Source organism: Nostoc sp. 'Peltigera membranacea cyanobiont' 210A (genome assembly GCF_002246015.1).
Lineage (GTDB): Bacteria > Cyanobacteriota > Cyanobacteriia > Cyanobacteriales > Nostocaceae > Nostoc.
Map to the genome: position 1 here is coordinate 261,743 of NZ_NOLJ01000003.1, position 19,355 is coordinate 281,097.

Here is a 19,355-nt window from a genome sequence, read left to right on the forward strand (position 1 = left end):
CAATGGAAAAAAATACCTTTGCTACATCAGCATATATTGCTACTTCACCAGAAAGCGCTTTTGACTACCTTTGTAGTTTAAAAAACTTGGATGAATGGACGCTTTATAGCCGGATGAAAGAACAAATTGACGAAGATACCTGGCTGGGAACTGCGTCTGGTTATCACAAAAATCTCTATTATCATGTTAAAAAACTAGAAAATCCACTTTTCTACGGCATTGAGTGGCACTGTGGATTAGAGTATCAAAAATATTTTCAGGTTTACCCTGTATTGCTGTTTCCTACAGACTATATCGAGCCGGGAACAGATGAAAAAGGTGTGTATTTTCACTGGTTGAGCTTTGTCGATCCCAAACGGCAGACTCAGATGATTATGCAGGGAATTCATACAGTACACACTTCTGAATGTCGTTCTCTCAAAGGTAATTTGGAACGCAAAGCTGGTCTGACCTCAGCAGCCAAAGGAAGCCACTTTATCGATACAGACACCATTTATGTTGATGCCCCAATTGAAATCGGCATTGAATACTTAAAAGACTTAAAAAATGTAGATGAGTGGGCGCATTTGCTACGACCAAATGGTGATATCACTGCTGAATCAGGTGAATTCAAAGATGAATATGACCAAAAAGTAAAAGTTTCTGTGCGAGTTCATTCTTTGAGTAAATACTACTTGCTTGAACAAGAACATTTTTATCCAGATTACGAATATTATCAGCGTTCTGTAGCGTTACTGATCCCAACCGCATACTCTTTCGCCGATCCCGAAGCTTCTGGTTTCATTCTGCATCGAATTACATTCTGGAAAACAGATGGAACTGTAACCCACGGCAAACTTCAGATTGAAGACTATGGCGCTGAGAGCATGAACATCAAACGTTTACTCGAAGCCAAAGCTGGCAACCTCAAATCATTTGACCGAGGAATGAGCTATCTACCAAAAATTCAAGAACCTCTAGTTACCAACTAAAACCTTAGCGCTCCTCTGCGCTTCCCTTTGCGCCCCTCTGCGTTTAAAATTCCCCCTCAATTCCTCAAGATTACCTGTATTGCAACACATGAAACAGAAACAACTTACTATTACTTTCCTCACCTTTTGTGTTGCCGCTTTTTCAGGAATGAAAGCTGCCTCAGCTGCATCCTTTTCAGTAATCGCCGACGGTCTATATAATGCCGGTGGTCTGAGTTTTAGTCCTGATGGTAGTCTCTATGTTACAGAGGCGGGAATCGGGGGAAGTGGCGGTTGTGTTCCACCAGCAAGTGGTCAAGGTGACTCTTTATGCTATGGCACAAGTGGGGCAGTTACCAAAATTGAGAATGGTAAAACCGAACGCATACTTACAGGACTTTCTTCCATAGCATTACCAGATGGGACTGGAGCCGGTGGCCCTCGTGATATCCAATTTGATGCTACAGGTAAACCTTATGTTCTGATTGGGTATGGGGCAAATCCAGCCTTTCGCGATCGCAATTTAGGTGACACGGACCTCGGTAAAATCATTGCTCCCGACTTTAAGACCAATTCCTGGACGAGTGTTGCTGATTTAGCAAACTATGAACTCGCCAATAATCCCGATGGTGGTGATGTCGGTAGCAATCCTTTGGGCTTTGTCATTGATGGCAATAAGTTAGTTGCAGCTGATGCGGGTGCAAACGACTTACTCAGTGTGAATACTGGTGGCAGTAATCTGCAAGCTATTACTAGCTTCCCCGAAGATATCTTGACGAATCCAGTCTTTCCACCTTCTGATACCCCATCCAATGAACCGGCACAGGTTCCATCTCAAGGGGAAGTGGTGCGATCGCAGTTTGCAGCTCAACCAGTACCTTCAGGTGTGGCAAAAGGGCCTGATGGTGCTTATTACATCAGCCAATTTACTGGTTTTCCTTTCCCAGAAGGTGGGGCAAAAATCTATCGAGTCGGTGCTGATGGTACATCAGTCTTCGCCGATGGTTTTACCCAACTCACAGACTTGCAATTCGATCCTGCGGGCAATTTGTATGCTTTGCAGTACGCCAATCAGTCAGCTTGGAAGGGTGATTTTGATGGTTCTGTCATCAAAATAGCTGCCGATGGGACACGCACAACTCTGCTGAGTGGCAATGGCTTAGAGTCACCTAGCGCCCTGACTATCGGTGCTGATGGTGCAGTATACGTTACCAACCGAGGCGATCGCCCTGGTCAAGGACAAGTTCTCAGAATTGAAAATACCAAGTCTATTCCTGAACCTGATTCTGCTTTAGGTGTATTAGCGATCGCTGCCTTGGGCATTGGTTGGTTGCACAAAAAGAGAGAGCTACCAAACCTCCCATAAATAGAGTCGTGGCGCTCAAATAAAGAGTTTCAAACCAATATCACTGCCTCTCAATAAAGGCATTATTTGCCCTGCGTTTTTTAAAGACTAGGATTCGTTGTCTTTAAAACCATAAAAGTTTCCACAAACAAATTATTTAACTCTCAATCTCCAAAGGTATGAAACTCAAGTCATTTGCTCTTACATCTCTTACATTTTGTTTTGCTGCTATTTGTGGAACACCATCTGCACAAGCTGCAACGCTAACGACAGTTGTTGATGGAATCAGTAATGCACGGGGTGCTAGCTTTGGCCCTGACGGCAGTCTCTACGTAGCAGAGCCAGGTATCGGCGGTAACGGAAATTGTCAACCATCTCCGAGTACGTTGTTTCAGCCTATCTGTGCTGGTAACACTGGTTCACTGGTGAAAGTTTCACCAAACGGCACAAAACAGCGTCTACTTAATAACTTTCAGTCTCTAGCAGAACAACCTAGTGGCAACCAAGGCGCTGGTATTCAAGACATACAATTCGACTCTAAAGGGAATGCTTATCTGCTAACTGGGTTTGCTGGTTATCCAGGAAACCGCGATCTAGCAACACTTAACCTTGGTTCGCAATCCCCACTCCCACCACAGCAACTTGCTACTTTCCCGCCATCAACACCCGATAAAGTTTTGAATACGCCGCTTCTAGCACAACTGTACCAAGTTGACTTGAACACCGGATCTCTCAATAGTATTTTTGACTTTGCCAAGAATGAAATCACCAAAAATCCAGACAAAGGGGATGTAGTTACCAATCCCTATGACCTGGCTATTAGTGGCGATAATGCTTATGTGGTTGATGGGGGCGGGAACACTGCTTACAAAATCAAGCTTGACGGAAGTAAGTCCGACGCGATCGCAATTCCAAAAAATACCATTAGTAAGTCAGATTTACCACCAGGATTACAATTACCTCCTGGGCTATTAGAGGAGCTTCCAGGAGGAAAAATAGCGATTCAATCAGTACCCACAGGTGGCGCAATTGGCCCCGATGGAGCTTTATACGTTGGTGAATATACGGGTTTTCCTTATCCAGAAGGTAAATCACGAATTTTCCGTATTGGCGATGATCTCAAACCAGAAGTTTTTCTGGACGGGTTTACGCACATCACCGACCTAACCTTTGATGAGAAAGGTGATTTGCTGGTTTTACAGTTCAGCGACACCTCCCAGTTAGGAGGTGATATCACAAATCTACCCGGATCTCTCATCCAAGTTGCTCCTGACGGCACTCGTACAACGCTTGTTGCAGCAGGTCAAGGGCTTGATTCGGCTGATGGAATTGATATTGGCCCTGACGGCAAGATTTATATTACCAATCGCGGTGTCGGCCCAAGACTAGGCGAGGTTGTTCGGGTGGATGGTGTCGTTGTTGAAAAAGTCCCCGAACCTGGTTCAGTAGTCGGCTTACTAGCACTTGCTAGTGTAGGCGCAACTGCTGCTTTCGCCAAGCGCAAACGCCAAGAAAAGTTGGGTGAATTGCTAACCGAAGCAGAGACTGTCTAATCCCTCTTTACCTGACACCAGGTAAAGCTTACAGAATAGGCTGCTGCCTCACAGAGAAAGTTGCATTTCCAATAAGAGGCAGCAGCCCAAATTTCAAGGTTCCCAAACTAGGACGGGGAACAAAATTAGTCTAGGAAAGAGTATACCTTATACAACCAGGACTTAAAACTCATGGGATTAGTCAAAAATTTGTCAATTGGCATTCTCGGTACTGGATTGATGGTCTTGGCAACAGCAGCCCAAGCCAAAGCTGTAACATTAACTTACGACAGAAGTATCGGCAGTCCTGGCTTCGGCCCTGGACAACTATTTGTTCCCCAAGGTATAGCGGTAGATAGCCAAGGGAATACCCTTATATCTAACGGACGCGGTGTTAACCCGGATGGTACTCCTAACTACAACCTCGGTGACAAAATTGAAAAATTTAGTCCAAGCGGTCAGTATATTGGAGCAATTGGCTCCGGCGGCACAGGACCCGGACAGTTTGACGAGCCAACAACTGTAGACTTTAATCCCGTAACAGGGGATTTGTATGCAGGTGATGTTTACAACAACCGCATCAATCAATTTGATTCTCAGGGTAAGTTTATTAGATCCTTTGCCAATGGAGAATTTACCCCTCTCATACCAGGTAGGTTTTTCTTTGGACCATCTGGCGTAACATTTGACAAAACTGGCAACGTTTACGTTGGTGATTTTAACGGCGAAAGAATCCTTAAATTCACATCAGACGGAAAGCAAATTGGTGTCATTGGTGGCACCACCGGCACTGCACTTGGAGAATTCCAAGGTGTAGCAGGTACAAGAATTTCCCCAGTTAGTGGAAATATCTTTGTAGCTGACCAGTATAACAATCGCGTTCAGGTACTCGATCCAAATGGTAAACCTCTGTACACATTTGGTTCAGCAGGTAGCGGCCCTGGACAGCTTCTTCAGCCAATTGGCATCGAAGTGGACGACCAAGAGAATGTTTATGTAGCTGATTCTATCAACAGCCGCGTTCAGGTATTTGATAAAAACGGTAAGTTCTTGACTTCCTACGGTAAACCAGCCCTAGATGCATCAGGCAACCTAGTCCCACCTCCAGGATTAACTGACCCCCCTTTTGGCAATCCCCTCGACCTCACACCAGGCAGATTTAACTGGACGGGTGGCACAAGCCTCAAAGATGGCAAGCTTTATGTGGGCGATTTCTTCCAAGGTCGCGTCCAAGTGTTAAACGTAGAAGGCAGAAGGCAAGTGCCGGAACCTAGCTCAGGATTGGGTTTAGGATTGCTTGCCCTTGGAGCTGCTACCGTTACATTGCGGAAACGCGGGCAACAAAAGCCAGTCTTCAGTTTAGAGAAATAACTGCAAAAACAGTGCTGAGTTCTGATGCTTAAGTAACAGTTTTGTAGAGTGCGTTAGCCAAGGGCATAATGTACCATCTCAATAAATTCGGTGCATTAGGCTTCGCGGTAACACACTCTACTGGCGTGTCAAGGCTAAAATGTTGCAATAAATTTTCTTGTGGGGCGGGCATCTTGCCCGCCAATTAGGACGGGCTAGAAGCCCATCCCACAAGAGTTTGCTAATGCACAAATTTAGTCTTGACACGCCACTACCAAAGTTTTTACGGAACCTTCAGGTTATTAAATCTGGAACTAGGGAGATTAAAACTGGATAACACAATAAAGCCAACATTATCAAGGTGCTTTCAAGTTCATGCGCATTCTGATTTATTCATACAACTATCATCCAGAACCAATTGGTATTGCACCTTTGATGACTGAACTAGCAGAAGGGCTGGCGAAGCGAGGGCATCAAGTGCGGGTAATTACAGGTATGCCTAACTATCCTCAACGCCAGATTTACGATGGGTATCGAGGTAAGTTATACGTTACTGAACAAAAAAATGGTGTCACCATTCAGCGTAGTTACCTGCGGATTAAGTCTAAACCTAACCTCGTAGACAGACTACTGCTAGAGTTGAGCTTTATTTTTACAAGTTTGCCACAAGCTCTTAAGGGTAAGCGACCTGATTTAATTCTCTCAACAGTGCCGCCGCTACTAGTTTGCTTACCTGCCACCTTAATAGGTTGGTTATACAATTGCCCAGTAGTACTAAACGTGCAAGATATCCTCCCAGAAGCTGCCGTGCGTGTTGGGCTAATTAAAAATAAGTTGATGATTTTCGCTCTGGAAGCTTTAGAGAAATTTGCCTATCGAACTGCACATACTATTAGCGTAATTGCCGATGGCTTTGTAGATAATTTAATAAATAAAGATGTACCTGCTAATAAAATTGCCTGCATTCCAAATTGGGTGAATCTAAATTTTATCCGCCCTTTAGCAAAAGAGAATAACTCTTGGAGAGCTACCCATCAACTCGATAATAAATTTGTTGTACTTTATTCAGGAAATATTGCTCTAACGCAAGGTTTGGAGACAGTCATAGAAGCAGCCGTTCGCTTGCGTCATCTAAAAGAAATTGTCTTTGTCATTGCCGGCGAATCCCAAGCTCTCGAAAGGTTGCAAAAACATTGTCTTGCTTGTGGTGCAGATAACGTTTTGCTGCTGCCATTGCAACCACGAGAAGAATTACCGCAAATGTTAGCCGCCGCTGATGTCGGGTTGATTGTGCAAAAGAGCAATGTGATTTCTTTCAATATGCCTTCTAAAATACCACTATTGTTAGCCAGTGGTCGCCCAATTGTCGGTTCAGTTCCCGCAATTGGTACTGCTGCGAAAGCTATCAAAGAAAGTGGCGGCGGTATTATCGTTGAGCCAGAATCAGCAGATGCTTTGGCAAGTGCGATATTAGATTTATATAATCAGCCAGAATTAGCAGCGAAATTAGGGTGTGAAGGAAGAAAGTTTGCGGTAGAAAATTATTCCTTTGAGCAAGCGCTAGATCGGTATGAAGAGTTATTTACTGATGTGATTTCCAAACGGGCGACAACTTTGGATATCTTGCCCGAATTGAGTTCTCAGGAATCACTTGTTGATATTTGAAAATTGGGGTCAGGAAAAATGCCTTTAAAATCCTCTTATTCAGATCGGCTGAAAAAAACTGACCAGAGGTTGATCGCCTTATTGAGCGATCGCATATCATTATTAGCAGCATCAGAACCACCTTCTTTAGATGAGCAACTGGCTGATGTCGCTCCCCTACTCGCTGAAGCTGGTATTCCTGAGTCTGTTTGGGCAGGTGTGCTAAATAGTTGTCATACTACTCTGATTCCTAAATATGCAACAAATCATGTCACTCCCCGACAAATTACCATCATCGGTGGATGCGGCAGGATGGGAAAATTATTTAAAGAGCAACTTTCGCTAGTAGGTAATAATGTTAGCGTCCTTGAATCTGATGATTGGGAATATGCAGATCAACTATTAAGTCAGGCAGAATTAGTTTTAGTCAGCGTTCCTATTGAACATACAGTTGATGTTATCAAGCGTGCAGTGAAATACCTTGCTCCCAATACCGCTTTGTGTGACATTACGAGTATTAAAACACAGCCAACTCAAGCAATGCTCGAACACCATTCCGGGCCAGTCATGGGTTTGCATCCAATGTTTGGACCAAATGTAAAATCGTTTTCTGGACAAAAAGTAGTAGTGTGTCCGGGTCGAAACGATGATTCATTTCAATGGTTTTTAGACTTGATTAAAAGTCAAGGTGGAGAGTTAATTGTTTGTACACCTGAAGAACACGATCAAATAATGGTGATCGTTCAAGCAACGCAACATTTCTGTAGATTTAGTCTTGGTGTTTTCTTAGCCCAAGCAAAAATTGATATACAACAGACTTTAACCATGTCAACTTCTAACTACCGTCAAGAAATTGACATAGTTAAACGTTTGTTTTCCCAAAACCCTCACTTATGTGTGGATATCATGCTAGCTACAGAAGAAAGATGTGATGCAATTAGTTTTTTAGCTGATACTTACAGTCGTTTGGCAAAACTAGTAGCGATGAAAGACAGAGACGCATTAATTCAGGAATTTGAAAAGGCTCAAAGCTTTTTTGAAGAGAAAATTAATACTTTCATGCAGCCTTTAAATACAATGGCTATCCAACGAGATTTTCAACCCAAGATCCACACAAATATTAGTCTTTAAAGAGCAAAATCATGGTAGTTGATATTAAGCAAAAAAGTAGATTACTTAATCAACGTGTTTCGGTTACTTTTAACTACGAAGTTCACTTCACCCAAAATTTATTTGAGTTGAAAAATCCCACCTTAGCCCAAGTGATTGGTGCGGATGAAGAGGCAAAGCCGAAGAAATTAGTGGCAGTGATAGACGCAGGAATATTAAAGTATCAACCTGAATTGGTGAAGCAATTAGTCGCGTATACCAAGTTTTATGCAGAGGTACTAGCGATCGCAGCTGAACCGATGATAATTTCGGGAGGAGAAGCTGCTAAAAATGATGAAACTTTAGTAGAGCAAATCCAGCAACAGATTGAAGCCGCCGGATTATGTCGCCACTCTTACATATTAGCGATCGGGGGCGGGGCGGTATTGGATTTGGTAGGATATGCAGCCGCAACTGCTCACCGGGGAATTCGTCTCATTCGGGTTCCAACAACGGTGTTAGGGCAAAATGATTCTGGGGTTGGTGTAAAAAACGGCATCAATGCCTTTGGTAAAAAGAACTTTCTTGGCACATTTGCGCCACCTTATGCAGTTATAAATGATTCTGCGTTCTTGACAACTTTAGACGATCGCGATTGGCGTTCTGGGATTGCAGAAGCAGTGAAAGTGGCGCTGATTAAGGATGCTAGCTTTTTTGATTTTATCCACTCTCACACCGCAGCTCTGAGGCGGCGAGATATGGATACTATGCAAGAGGTTATCTATCGTTGCGCTCAGTTGCATTTAGAACATATTGCCAATGGCGGCGATCCTTTTGAAATGGGTTCGTCTCGTCCTCTGGATTTTGGACATTGGGCGGCTCATAAACTGGAGCATTTGACAAATTATCGCTTGCGTCATGGCGAAGCAGTTGCGATCGGTATTGCTTTGGATAGCACTTATTCTTATTTGGCAGGATTGCTGGATTGTTCGGAGTGGCAACGGATATTAAATAGTTTATCGGCGTTGGGTTTCACGTTGTATGTGCCCGAACTGGCTGATAAGTTATCACAATTGGAAGATCCTCGTTGTTTGTTTCGGGGTTTGACTGAATTCCGCGAACATTTGGGGGGGGAGTTGACTTTGACGCTGTTGAAAGGGATTGGAAAAAGAATTGAGGTTCATGAGGTGAATTTGTTGTTGTATAAGCAAGCAATATCGCTGTTGCGGGAATTGAGGGGGGAATTTTAAACGCAGAGGTACGCGGAGGGAAGCGCAAAGGAACGCTGAGGTTTTATGAGACGATTTACTACTTTTGGGGGAGGCGGATTTTTTTAATAGGGTTGTTGGTAAATTTACTAGAAAAGCAGTATAAAAAGCGAATAAATTGACACCCAATCGAAAAATTATTCAATGTATTATCTGCTTGATATCTAGTATTCTTAAATAAGAAGCAAAAAGTTTTTGATTACATCTTTTAAAAAGAATATGTTGACTTAGATTGATAGAAAATTATCTAAGTTTTTTCTAGGTTTGAAAATAACTACTAATAATGATTTATGGTTGACTAACAAATATTCTAGAGAAATTACTCATGGTTTTTGATTCGCGTTCTTATAAAACCCTTGGCGGTGTCAGTGTTTCTCGCTCCATCACCGAAGTGAAGATGGACACTGCCCTCGATGATATTCTGTTCCATTTAAATTCTCAGCGTGGAGGTTTACTAAGGAGTAGCTACGAATATCCAGGCAGATACAAAAGATGGGCGATCGGATTTGTCAATCCACCGTTGGAGTTGACTACACAGGATAAGGCTTTCACTTTGATAGCGTTGAATGAACGCGGTCAAGTACTTTTGCCATTCCTTTTAGAGAGACTATCCCAGTCAGAACAACTTGAGAACGTCACCCAAGAAAATAACTGTATTGTAGGCTTTATTAAACCTTCAGAAAAATTATTTGCTGAAGAAGAACGTAGTAAACAGCCTTCATCATTTACAGTTGTCCGCGAAATTTTATATACTTTCTCTAGTCAAGAAGACGAGCATTTAGGCTTGTATGGTGCGTTTGGTTATGACTTAGTTTTTCAGTTTGAACCAATTAGCCAACATTTGGAGCGTCCTACAGATCAGCGCGATTTGGTGTTGTATCTACCAGATGAATTGATTGTTGTTGACTATTATCAGCAACGTGCATTTCGTCTACAATATGATTTTAAAACAGCGCACGGCAACACCAAGAATCTTCCTAGAACAGGTGAGTCTGTAGATTATCGTGGCAAACATCTTTTACCGAATCAAACTGCTGACCATAAAGTAGGCGAATATGCGAAAAAAGTTGAGGTTGCACTCGATTATTTCCGCAGAGGTGATTTATTTGAAGTTGTTCCTAGTCAAAACTTTTTTGAAGGCTATGAAGACGAACCGAGTAAGCTATTTGAAACTTTAAAAGATATAAATCCTAGTCCTTATGGGTTTATTTTTAATTTAGGTGACGAATATCTGATTGGTGCATCTCCAGAAATGTTTGTGCGGGTTGAAGGTAGGCGGGTAGAAACTTGTCCCATTAGTGGCACTATTAGCCGGGGACAAGATGCTCTTGACGATGCGGTGCAAATTCGTCAGTTACTCAACTCTCACAAAGATGAAGCTGAGTTGACCATGTGTACTGATGTCGATCGCAATGACAAATCCCGAATCTGCGAACCTGGTTCAGTACGAGTCATTGGTCGTCGCCAAATAGAATTATACAGCCACCTGATACATACAGTAGATCATGTTGAAGGGACACTGCGATCGCAATTTGATGCTTTAGATGCCTTTCTTTCGCATACATGGGCAGTTACAGTCACCGGCGCACCGAAAAGGGCAGCAATAAATTTTATTGAACAGCACGAAAAGAGCGCCCGACGTTGGTATGGTGGAGCAGTTGGCTATTTAAATTTCAACGGGAATTTAAATACTGGCTTAATTCTGCGGACAATTCGATTAAAAGATTGCATCGCTGAAGTGCGAGTCGGGGCTACTGTCCTTTATGACTCCATACCCCAAGCAGAAGAACAAGAAACAATTACCAAGGCCGCCGCGTTATTTGAAACGATTCGGCGTGTAAAGCAAACGAGTCAGAAAATTGATGAGTCCAGTTCTCTAAAATTAACGAAACTCCTGCCAAGTGCGGCAGCTGGCAAACGTATCTTATTAATAGACTACGAAGACTCATTTGTTCATACCCTAGCCAATTACATTCGCCAAACTGGTGCAAGCGTTACTACACTGCGTCATGGTTTCTCAGAATCGCTATTCGATACAGAACGCCCTGACTTAGTTGTATTATCTCCTGGCCCTGGTAGACCAAGTGATTTTGGGGTTTCTGAGACTGTCGGCGCCCTTCTACATCGCCAAATTCCGATTTTCGGAGTTTGTCTGGGATTGCAAGGCATCGTTGAAGCTTTTGATGGCGAATTGGGAGTTCTCAACTATCCTCAACATGGTAAATCTTCACGGATTTTCGTCACCGATTCCAATTCTGTCACCTTCAAAAACTTACCGGAATCTTTTGCAGTCGGTAGATATCACTCATTGTTTGCCCTACCGCAACGTTTGCCAAAAGAACTCAAAGTAACAGCGATTTCTGATGACGACGTAATTATGGCCATTGAACATCAAACACTTCCCATCGCCGCCGTTCAGTTTCATCCAGAATCAATCATGACTTTAGGCGGAGAAGTCGGTTTGGAAATTATTAAAAACGTGGTGCGTACATATACACAAACTGTAGAATCATTGGTTATTGGGCATAAGGCATGATATCATTCCGCCAAATTAAGAACCCCAAAATCACTTGGTCTACCAGGGCCAGGAGATAATACAACTAAGTCAGGGCGTTCTGTATCGAATAGCGATTCTGAGAAACCATGACGCAGTGTAGTAACGCTTGCACCNTGTAGAATCATTGGTTATTGGGCATAAGGCATGATATCATTCCGCCAAATTAAGAACCCCACCCCCAACCCCTCCCCGCAGGCGGGGAGGGGAGCTAAAGCGCAGCTTTGGCGGGGTGGGGTTCCGGGCCGGGTATTATGCTTAATTGCCCGGACATCGTATGAGTTATTTTCCTTGTCTCCCCATTTCCCCCTAACAGTTTATGACTAATCAAGTTGCCACTTCCCGCCATATTCTTGAAGAAATTGTGTCGCATAAAAGGCAAGAAGTTGCACAAATGCAGCAAAAACTGCCTTTAGGCTCCTTGCGACAACAGTTAAATTCAGCCCCAACTGTGCGAAATTTCTTGACTGCTTTACAAGAAAATCCCAACCAACCGAGTTTGATTGCTGAAGTAAAAAAGGCATCACCTAGCTGTGGGATTATCCGCGCAGATTTTGACCCAGTAGCTGTTGCTCAAGCTTATGAACGAGGTGGTGCAGCTTGTTTATCAGTCCTCACCGATTGTAAGTTCTTTCAGGGCAGTTTTGATAATCTGCGGAATGTGCGATCGCAAGTTGCATTACCTTTACTGTGCAAGGAGTTCATCATTGACCGCTATCAAATTTATTTAGCACGGACAGCAGGCGCAGATGCAGTATTGTTGATTGCGGCTATTTTATCAGATCGAGAACTCCAAGATTTTTTGCGAGTAATTCATGATTTGAGGATGATTGCACTGGTAGAAGTCCATACCTTGGCTGAACTGGATCGAGTGCTAAAACTTGATAACCTAAGTTTAGTAGGAATCAACAATCGCAATTTAGAAGATTTTACCCTTGATTTAGGAACAACACAGCAACTTTTAGCAGAGCGTCAACAACAATTACAAAGCTTAGATATCACCGTCGTCAGCGAATCTGGACTGTATACACCTGCTGATTTATCTCTTGTCGCTGAGGCTGGCGCGCGTGCAGTTTTGATTGGCGAGTCTTTAGTTAAACAAAGCGATGTAGAACAAGCTGCGCGTGAGATTTTGAGCCTTTGTTAAATCTGTTACCTAATTACTAAAATCTGCAATCTAAAAAAATGAAGCTTCGATACTCATTAAAGGAGTTCAAAGACTCATTAAAGGAGTTCAAAGACTCATTAAAGGAGTTCAAAGACTCATTAAAGGAGCTAAAAGACTCATTAAAGGAGTTCAAAGACTCATTAATGGAGTTCAAAGACTCATTAATGGAGTTCAAAGACTCATTAATGGAGTTCAAAGACTCATTAACAAAAAATTTAGCATGGGCATCGCTAATTGCTAAGTGTAAATTATTCTAAAACTATTAAACAATCATTAAGTATTTTTCAGCATGACCTCTATCTCCGATTCCTTTCAAACTTTACGCGATCGCCAACAGTGTGCTTTAATCCCTTTTATCACAGCAGGCGATCCTAACTTAGAAACCACTGCCGAAGCCTTACGCATCTTAGATCGCAACGGTGCTGACTTCATCGAGTTAGGCATTCCCTACTCCGATCCTCTCGCAGATGGGCCTGTGATTCAAGCAGCAGCAACCCGCGCTTTGCAAAAAGGCACGAAATTAGAGCAAGTGCTAGAGATGTTACACGTAGTGATTCCTAGCCTGAAAGCGCCGATAATTTTATTTACTTACTACAATCCCATTTTGCACCGGGGTATTAAGTCGTTTTTGGCGCAAATTGCCGTTGCTGGAGTACAAGGGTTGGTAGTACCAGACTTACCCTTAGAAGAAGCAGAAGAATTAATCCAAACTGCTGCCTCTTTCGGAATTGAGGTAATTCTACTCGTAGCTCCTACCAGTTCTCAAGATAGAATTGTTGCGATCGCTCGTCAATCTCAGGGTTTTATCTATCTAGTTAGTGTTACAGGCGTTACAGGTATCCGCACTCAAATCCAAAACCGCGTAGAGCATTTAATTACCGAGTTGCGAAGCGTCACTGATAAACCCATCGGCGTTGGTTTTGGCATCTCCGCACCAGAACAGGCACATCAAGTCATGGAATGGGGTGCAGATGCAGTGATTGTTGGCAGCGCCTTTGTCAAACGTTTAGCTGAAGGTAGCCCAACAGAAGGATTGCAAGCCGTGGAAGAATTTTGTCGAGAACTTAAAACAGCCATTACAGAAAGTCAGCGCGAAAGTCCATCTCTTCAAGAGGTGCGATAAATTCATCCGCAGACTTAGGGTGTATACAAGTCAAATTACCCCCCTTAATCCCCCCTTATAAAGGGGGGAAATAAAAAATCTAGTTCCCTCCCCAATACATACGGGGAGGGTTAGGGTGGGGTAAAACCAGGTGAGTAAACTATTTCAGACTTGTGTCACTGTAGCCCCCCTCTGCCCCCTGCCCCCCTGCTTCCATTAAGATAATGAAATCCCTGCTGAAATCTTTCAAAATATTAATTTATAGCGTACTTTTAGTTATCACCTCTGCGCTTACAGTCTTTGCCCACGATCGCATTGACCACAGACAATACAAATACCATTGGAATCACAATCTTCCAGGACAATACGCTCACCTAGCTGTAAGAAAGAACGTAACTGACCTGACACCAGCAGAGAAAACAGCCTTCGTTAAGGCTATCAAAACCTTAAAAACTGTCATACCCCCAGCTAGCAAGGTCAGTATTTACGACCAATTCGTTGCCATACACATAGGGGCAACACGCTTGATTCATAACCATAAAGGACATTCCGATGGTTCCATCCAAGAACTTGCTCATGAAAATGCCGCATTTTTCCCTTGGCATCGAGAATATATCCGCAGATTTGAACAAGCTTTGCAAGCAGTAGACCCAACTGTTACTCTGCCATACTGGGATTGGACAGATGCCAAAGCACTTGATGTAATTTTTAATGATGACTTTCTTGGTTCTAACGGTCAAGGAGTAACAATCAAAATTCCAAATCAGGGAAACTTTACAGGCGGCGCTGTGCCTGGGGCTTTTTCAGCTGCAAATGGCTGGGTTATGAATCCAGCATTAAATATTGACCCAGACACTCAAATCTCATTAGGTACATCACTTGTCCGTTTTCTCAGACTACCTCCGGCCAGTGATTATCCAGTGCCCAAAAAAGATGTTGAGCGTGCCCTCCGTCTGAATAACTATTCTCTATTTCGCCCAGCTTTGGAAGGATTTATCTCTGTAGATGAGCAGGGTAAAGTCACCCCCGGAGGATTTATACACAATTACATTCATGGCTTAGTCGGTGGGGTAAAAATAGACGCAAGCGCAAAACCCATAAAGTTTAAAGGTCTGGGTACTATGGGCAATATCCCAAGTTCACCTTATGACCCAGTGTTTTGGTTGCATCATGCCAACGTAGATCGCCTCTGGGCTGAATGGCAAGAAAACGGTCATCAAGGTAGCGATTTTTATCCTGCCAATGGTCAACCTTACGGGCACAATCTTAAAGACCTAATGTGGCCTTGGGATGGCGCTATGTCTACCCCCAAAGCTACGGCGTTAGGAGATTTATTATCCCTATTACCAAATTTTGACTCTAGCGATTTGGTGCGCCCCATAGACGTTTTGAATCACAGGGAACTGGGCTATACCTACAAAACCTCTGAAAAGAAACTGTGGCATAAGTTCTAAAAAATTAGAACGCGAGTAAAAAATACTTAAACATAAAAGGATTTTAACCAATGGTAAGTCTACAAGACATCAAGACTGCAACTCAACAACCAGATTCATTGGGCAGGTTTGGCAAGTTCGGCGGTAAATACGTCCCAGAAACCTTAATGCCTGCATTAAGTGAATTAGAAGCAGCATTTCACCAATATCGCAATGAGCCGAGTTTCCAAGCAGAATTGCAAAACTTACTGCGTGACTATGTAGGACGACCCAGCCCATTATATTTTGCGGAACGCCTGACAACAAACTACGCTAGACCAGATGGCACAGGGCCGCAAATATATTTAAAGCGCGAAGATTTAAATCATACAGGCGCTCACAAAATTAATAATGCTTTAGCTCAAGTGTTACTCGCTAAACGCATGGGTAAGCAAAGGGTGATTGCAGAGACAGGTGCAGGACAACACGGCGTAGCAACTGCAACCGTGTGTGCGCGGTTTGGTTTGAAATGTGTGATTTACATGGGCGTTCAGGATATGGAACGCCAATCCCTGAACGTGTTTCGGATGAAATTAATGGGGGCAGAAGTTAGTCCAGTAGAGGCAGGTACAGGAACTCTCAAGGATGCAACTTCTGAAGCAATTCGAGATTGGGTGACGAATGTAGAAACAACCCATTACATCCTGGGTTCCGTTGCCGGGCCTCATCCCTACCCGATGATTGTCCGTGACTTTCACGCGGTTATTGGTGTAGAAACTCGCGCTCAATCCCAAGAAAAATGGGGAGGATTACCAGATATTCTACTGGCTTGCGTGGGTGGAGGTTCCAACGCGATCGGTTTATTCAATGAGTTTATGCATGAATCTTCGGTGCGTTTAATTGGAGTGGAAGCTGCGGGTGAAGGTGTAGATACAGAAAAACACGCCGCTACCTTGACAAAAGGAAAAATAGGTGTATTGCACGGTGCAATGAGCTATTTACTGCAAGATGATGATGGTCAAGTCATCGAAGCTCATTCAATTAGTGCCGGATTAGATTATCCCGGCGTTGGCCCTGAGCATAGTTATTTAAAGGATCTTGGTCGCGCTGAATATTACAGTGTCACCGATAAACAGGCATTAGACGCATTTCAAAGGCTTTCGCAACTAGAAGGAATTATTCCAGCCTTAGAAACTGCTCATGCGATCGCATATTTAGAAACCCTTTGTCCTCAATTAGAAGGCAACCCCCGCATCGTCATCAATTGTTCTGGCAGAGGTGACAAAGATGTACAAACCGTCGCCAAAGTCCTAATTCCTTAATTTTCTCTTCTTGTCGTCCTTTGTCATTTGTCCTTCGTGCCTGAATGACCAATAAATATGATCGCTGTAACCCAAACTCCACCCGATAAAATCTCCATCCCTCCTGAGTTCTACAACTGGCCAGCTTTATTGCAACAGTTGTTAAATCGGCAATCATTGACAGTTTCCCAAGCTGCGGATTTGATGCAAGGTTGGCTCACAGATGCCATTCCCGATGTCCTCTCAGGAGCAATTTTAGCCGCAATTCAAGCCAAAGGCGTATCCGCCCAAGAATTAGTCGGCATGGCCACCGTCTTACAATCCCAATCCCCAGTACCCAGCGATGCACTGAGCTTGTCGTTGGCGCAGCCTCTCGTAGAGAAGTGTACCCAGTACCCAGTCCCTCTAATTGACACTTGTGGAACTGGTGGAGATGGTGCTTCAACCTTTAATATTTCCACTGCTGTGGCCTTTGTCGCCGCTGCTGCTGGGGTAAAGGTTGCCAAACATGGCAATCGTTCAGCATCTAGTAAGACTGGTTCGGCTGATGTGCTGGAAGCTTTGGGTATAAATCTCAACGCTACTCCTGAAAAAGTACAAGCCGCAGTGGGTGAAATCGGAATCACCTTTTTGTTTGCTCCCGGTTGGCATCCTGCACTAAAGGCGATCGCAACTTTGCGAAAAACTTTGAAGGTGCGGACTGTTTTTAATTTGCTCGGCCCGCTAGTAAATCCCATGCGACCGACAGGGCAAATTATTGGTGTGAACGACCCGCTTTTACTGGAAGAGATTGTTCAAGCTTTATCCCAACTGGGATGTCAGCAAGCGATCGCCCTACACGGACGGGAACGTTTAGATGAAGCTGGTTTAGCAGATGTCACTGATTTGGCTGTACTCCAAGATAAAAAAGTCCGTTCTCTAACGCTCAATCCTCAAGAACTTGGTTTAAGTTTTGCACCCACTGCGGCGTTGCACGGTGGAGATGTCCAAGAAAATGCCGAAATCTTGAAGGCAGTTTTGCAAGGTAAAGGCACTCAAGCGCAACAAGATGTAGTCGCTTTAAATACAGCCTTAGCTCTCCAAGTTGGTGAAGCCATTCATGGGGAAACTGATGTTTTAGCAGGTTGTGTTAAAGGTATTGCCCTTGCCAAAGGAATTCTGCAAAGCGGCGCGGCTTGGACAAAACTAGAACAACTTGCGGAATTTTTGCACGATTCGCCAAGGTAAGGGCACAGCATTGCTCATTGGTGTCAACTTAAGCTGAAAGCTATATCGGGTATAGTATTTTACACATCACCTCACGCCCTCATCCCCTAACCCCTTCTCCCAAGGGAGAAGGGGAATTAAATCTCAGGCTCCCCTCTCCCTGGGGAGAGGGGCTGGGGGTGAGGGTAAAACGTTATCACCAAGCGGGTTTCACGTTAAATTTACACCAATGAGCATTGCTGTGCCCGTAAGAACAGACTGTATTACACCCAAAAACTAACTATACGGAAGGAAAAACAGATGATTATCATACTTAAGAGCGGTACGCCTGTTGAGGAAATTACTCGCATTAGCCAAGAACTGAGCGACACTTGGGGAGTCACGGTAGAAAAAAGTGTTGGCACTCATAAAGTTGTGCTGGGGCTAATTGGTGATACCACTAGCATTGATAAATTACAGGTTCAGGAGTTCAGCCCTTGGATTGAGCAAGTATTACGAGTGCAACAACCTTTCAAGCGCGTAAGTCGAGAATTCCGACATGGAGAAGCTAGCGAGGTTGTTGTACCTACACCTAACGGTGATGTCTATTTTGGCGAACATCACCCGATTGTAGTGGTAGCTGGGCCTTGTTCTGTTGAAAATGAAGCGATGATTGTCGAAACGGCAAAACGGGTGAAGGCCGCTGGGGCGCAGTTTCTGCGTGGTGGAGCCTACAAACCCCGTACTTCACCCTATGCGTTTCAAGGTTATGGTGAAAGCGCTTTAGATTTGTTAGCAGCAGCGCGGGAAGCTACTGGTTTGGGTATTGTCACAGAACTCATGGATGCTGCCGATTTATCAGCAGTGGCGAAAATAGCTGACATAATCCAAATCGGAGCGCGAAATATGCATAACTTTTCGTTGCTGAAAAAGGTAGGCGCTCAAGATAAACCAGTGTTACTCAAGCGGGGGATGTCTGCCACAATTGACGAGTGGTTGATGGCGGCAGAATATATTTTGGCATCTGGAAATCCCAATGTGATTCTTTGTGAACGGGGAATTAGAACCTTTGATGGTAAATATGCCCGCAATACTTTAGATTTATCAGTGCTGCCGGTGTTGCGATCGCTGACCCATTTACCGATTATGATCGATCCCAGTCATGGTACTGGTAGGTCTGAATATGTGCCATCGATGGCAATGGCTGCGATCGCAGCTGGTACAGATTCCTTAATGATTGAAGTTCACCCCAATCCCGCAAAAGCTTTATCCGATGGCCCCCAATCTCTCACCCCTGAGAAATTTGACCGTTTAGTTCAAGAAATGTCAGTCCTGGGCAAACTGGTCGATCGCTGGTCTACACCTGCACCTGCATTTGATCGTATTGGTGGACGTTGAATTCAGAATCAAGATGCTCTGGTGCGATCGCTTAACCCGGATTTCTCACGCATAGTG

At 43.8% G+C, this 19,355-nt stretch carries 15 protein-coding genes; all 15 read left to right on the top strand.

The window, feature by feature from the left end:
* The first annotated feature begins 2 nt into the window (after positions 1–2).
* The 15 genes from scyC (at position 3) to aroF (ending at position 19,298) form a co-directional block, all read left to right on the top strand.
* The gene (gene scyC / locus CDG76_RS10285) at positions 3–971 is read left to right on the top strand and encodes a scytonemin biosynthesis cyclase/decarboxylase ScyC (protein WP_094348942.1); all 969 of its coding nucleotides are present in this window, start codon (positions 3–5) and stop codon (positions 969–971) included.
* Between the two features lie 88 nt (positions 972–1,059).
* On the top strand, positions 1,060–2,316 hold the full coding sequence (locus CDG76_RS10290) for a ScyD/ScyE family protein (protein ID WP_094348943.1): 1,257 nt from the start codon (positions 1,060–1,062) through the stop codon (positions 2,314–2,316).
* Between the two features lie 158 nt (positions 2,317–2,474).
* The gene (locus CDG76_RS10295) at positions 2,475–3,848 is read left to right on the top strand and encodes a ScyD/ScyE family protein (protein WP_094348944.1); all 1,374 of its coding nucleotides are present in this window, start codon (positions 2,475–2,477) and stop codon (positions 3,846–3,848) included.
* A gap of 171 nt (positions 3,849–4,019) precedes the next feature.
* Positions 4,020–5,198, top strand: a complete 1,179-nt coding sequence (scyF, locus tag CDG76_RS10300; protein WP_094348945.1) for a scytonemin biosynthesis PEP-CTERM protein ScyF — start codon at positions 4,020–4,022, stop codon at positions 5,196–5,198.
* A gap of 354 nt (positions 5,199–5,552) precedes the next feature.
* Complete coding sequence (locus CDG76_RS10305; protein ID WP_094348946.1) at positions 5,553–6,842, top strand: glycosyltransferase family 4 protein; 1,290 nt, start codon at positions 5,553–5,555, stop codon at positions 6,840–6,842.
* An 18-nt stretch (positions 6,843–6,860) separates the two neighbouring features.
* A complete protein-coding gene (gene tyrA, locus CDG76_RS10310) occupies positions 6,861–7,952 on the top strand; it encodes a bifunctional chorismate mutase/prephenate dehydrogenase (protein WP_223265199.1) in 1,092 nt (363 codons plus the stop codon).
* Between the two features lie 11 nt (positions 7,953–7,963).
* The gene (locus tag CDG76_RS10315; RefSeq protein WP_094348947.1) at positions 7,964–9,160 is read left to right on the top strand and encodes a 3-dehydroquinate synthase; all 1,197 of its coding nucleotides are present in this window, start codon (positions 7,964–7,966) and stop codon (positions 9,158–9,160) included.
* A gap of 343 nt (positions 9,161–9,503) precedes the next feature.
* A complete protein-coding gene (locus tag CDG76_RS10320; RefSeq protein ID WP_094348948.1) occupies positions 9,504–11,714 on the top strand; it encodes an anthranilate synthase in 2,211 nt (736 codons plus the stop codon).
* 337 nt (positions 11,715–12,051) lie between these two features.
* A complete protein-coding gene (gene trpC / locus CDG76_RS10325; RefSeq protein WP_094348949.1) occupies positions 12,052–12,879 on the top strand; it encodes an indole-3-glycerol phosphate synthase TrpC in 828 nt (275 codons plus the stop codon).
* Positions 12,880–12,917: 38 nt separating this feature from the next.
* The gene (locus CDG76_RS10330; protein WP_094348950.1) at positions 12,918–13,157 is read left to right on the top strand and encodes a hypothetical protein; all 240 of its coding nucleotides are present in this window, start codon (positions 12,918–12,920) and stop codon (positions 13,155–13,157) included.
* 32 nt (positions 13,158–13,189) lie between these two features.
* A complete protein-coding gene (gene trpA / locus CDG76_RS10335; RefSeq protein ID WP_094348951.1) occupies positions 13,190–14,023 on the top strand; it encodes a tryptophan synthase subunit alpha in 834 nt (277 codons plus the stop codon).
* A 203-nt stretch (positions 14,024–14,226) separates the two neighbouring features.
* Positions 14,227–15,456, top strand: a complete 1,230-nt coding sequence (locus CDG76_RS10340) for a tyrosinase family protein (protein WP_094348952.1) — start codon at positions 14,227–14,229, stop codon at positions 15,454–15,456.
* Positions 15,457–15,506: 50 nt separating this feature from the next.
* Positions 15,507–16,736, top strand: a complete 1,230-nt coding sequence (trpB, locus tag CDG76_RS10345) for a tryptophan synthase subunit beta (protein WP_094348953.1) — start codon at positions 15,507–15,509, stop codon at positions 16,734–16,736.
* Positions 16,737–16,793: 57 nt separating this feature from the next.
* Positions 16,794–17,942, top strand: coding sequence for an anthranilate phosphoribosyltransferase (gene trpD / locus CDG76_RS10350; RefSeq protein ID WP_094348954.1), 1,149 nt, complete (start codon positions 16,794–16,796; stop codon positions 17,940–17,942).
* A gap of 279 nt (positions 17,943–18,221) precedes the next feature.
* Complete coding sequence (gene aroF / locus CDG76_RS10355; RefSeq protein WP_094348955.1) at positions 18,222–19,298, top strand: 3-deoxy-7-phosphoheptulonate synthase; 1,077 nt, start codon at positions 18,222–18,224, stop codon at positions 19,296–19,298.
* Positions 19,299–19,355: the final 57 nt, after the last annotated feature.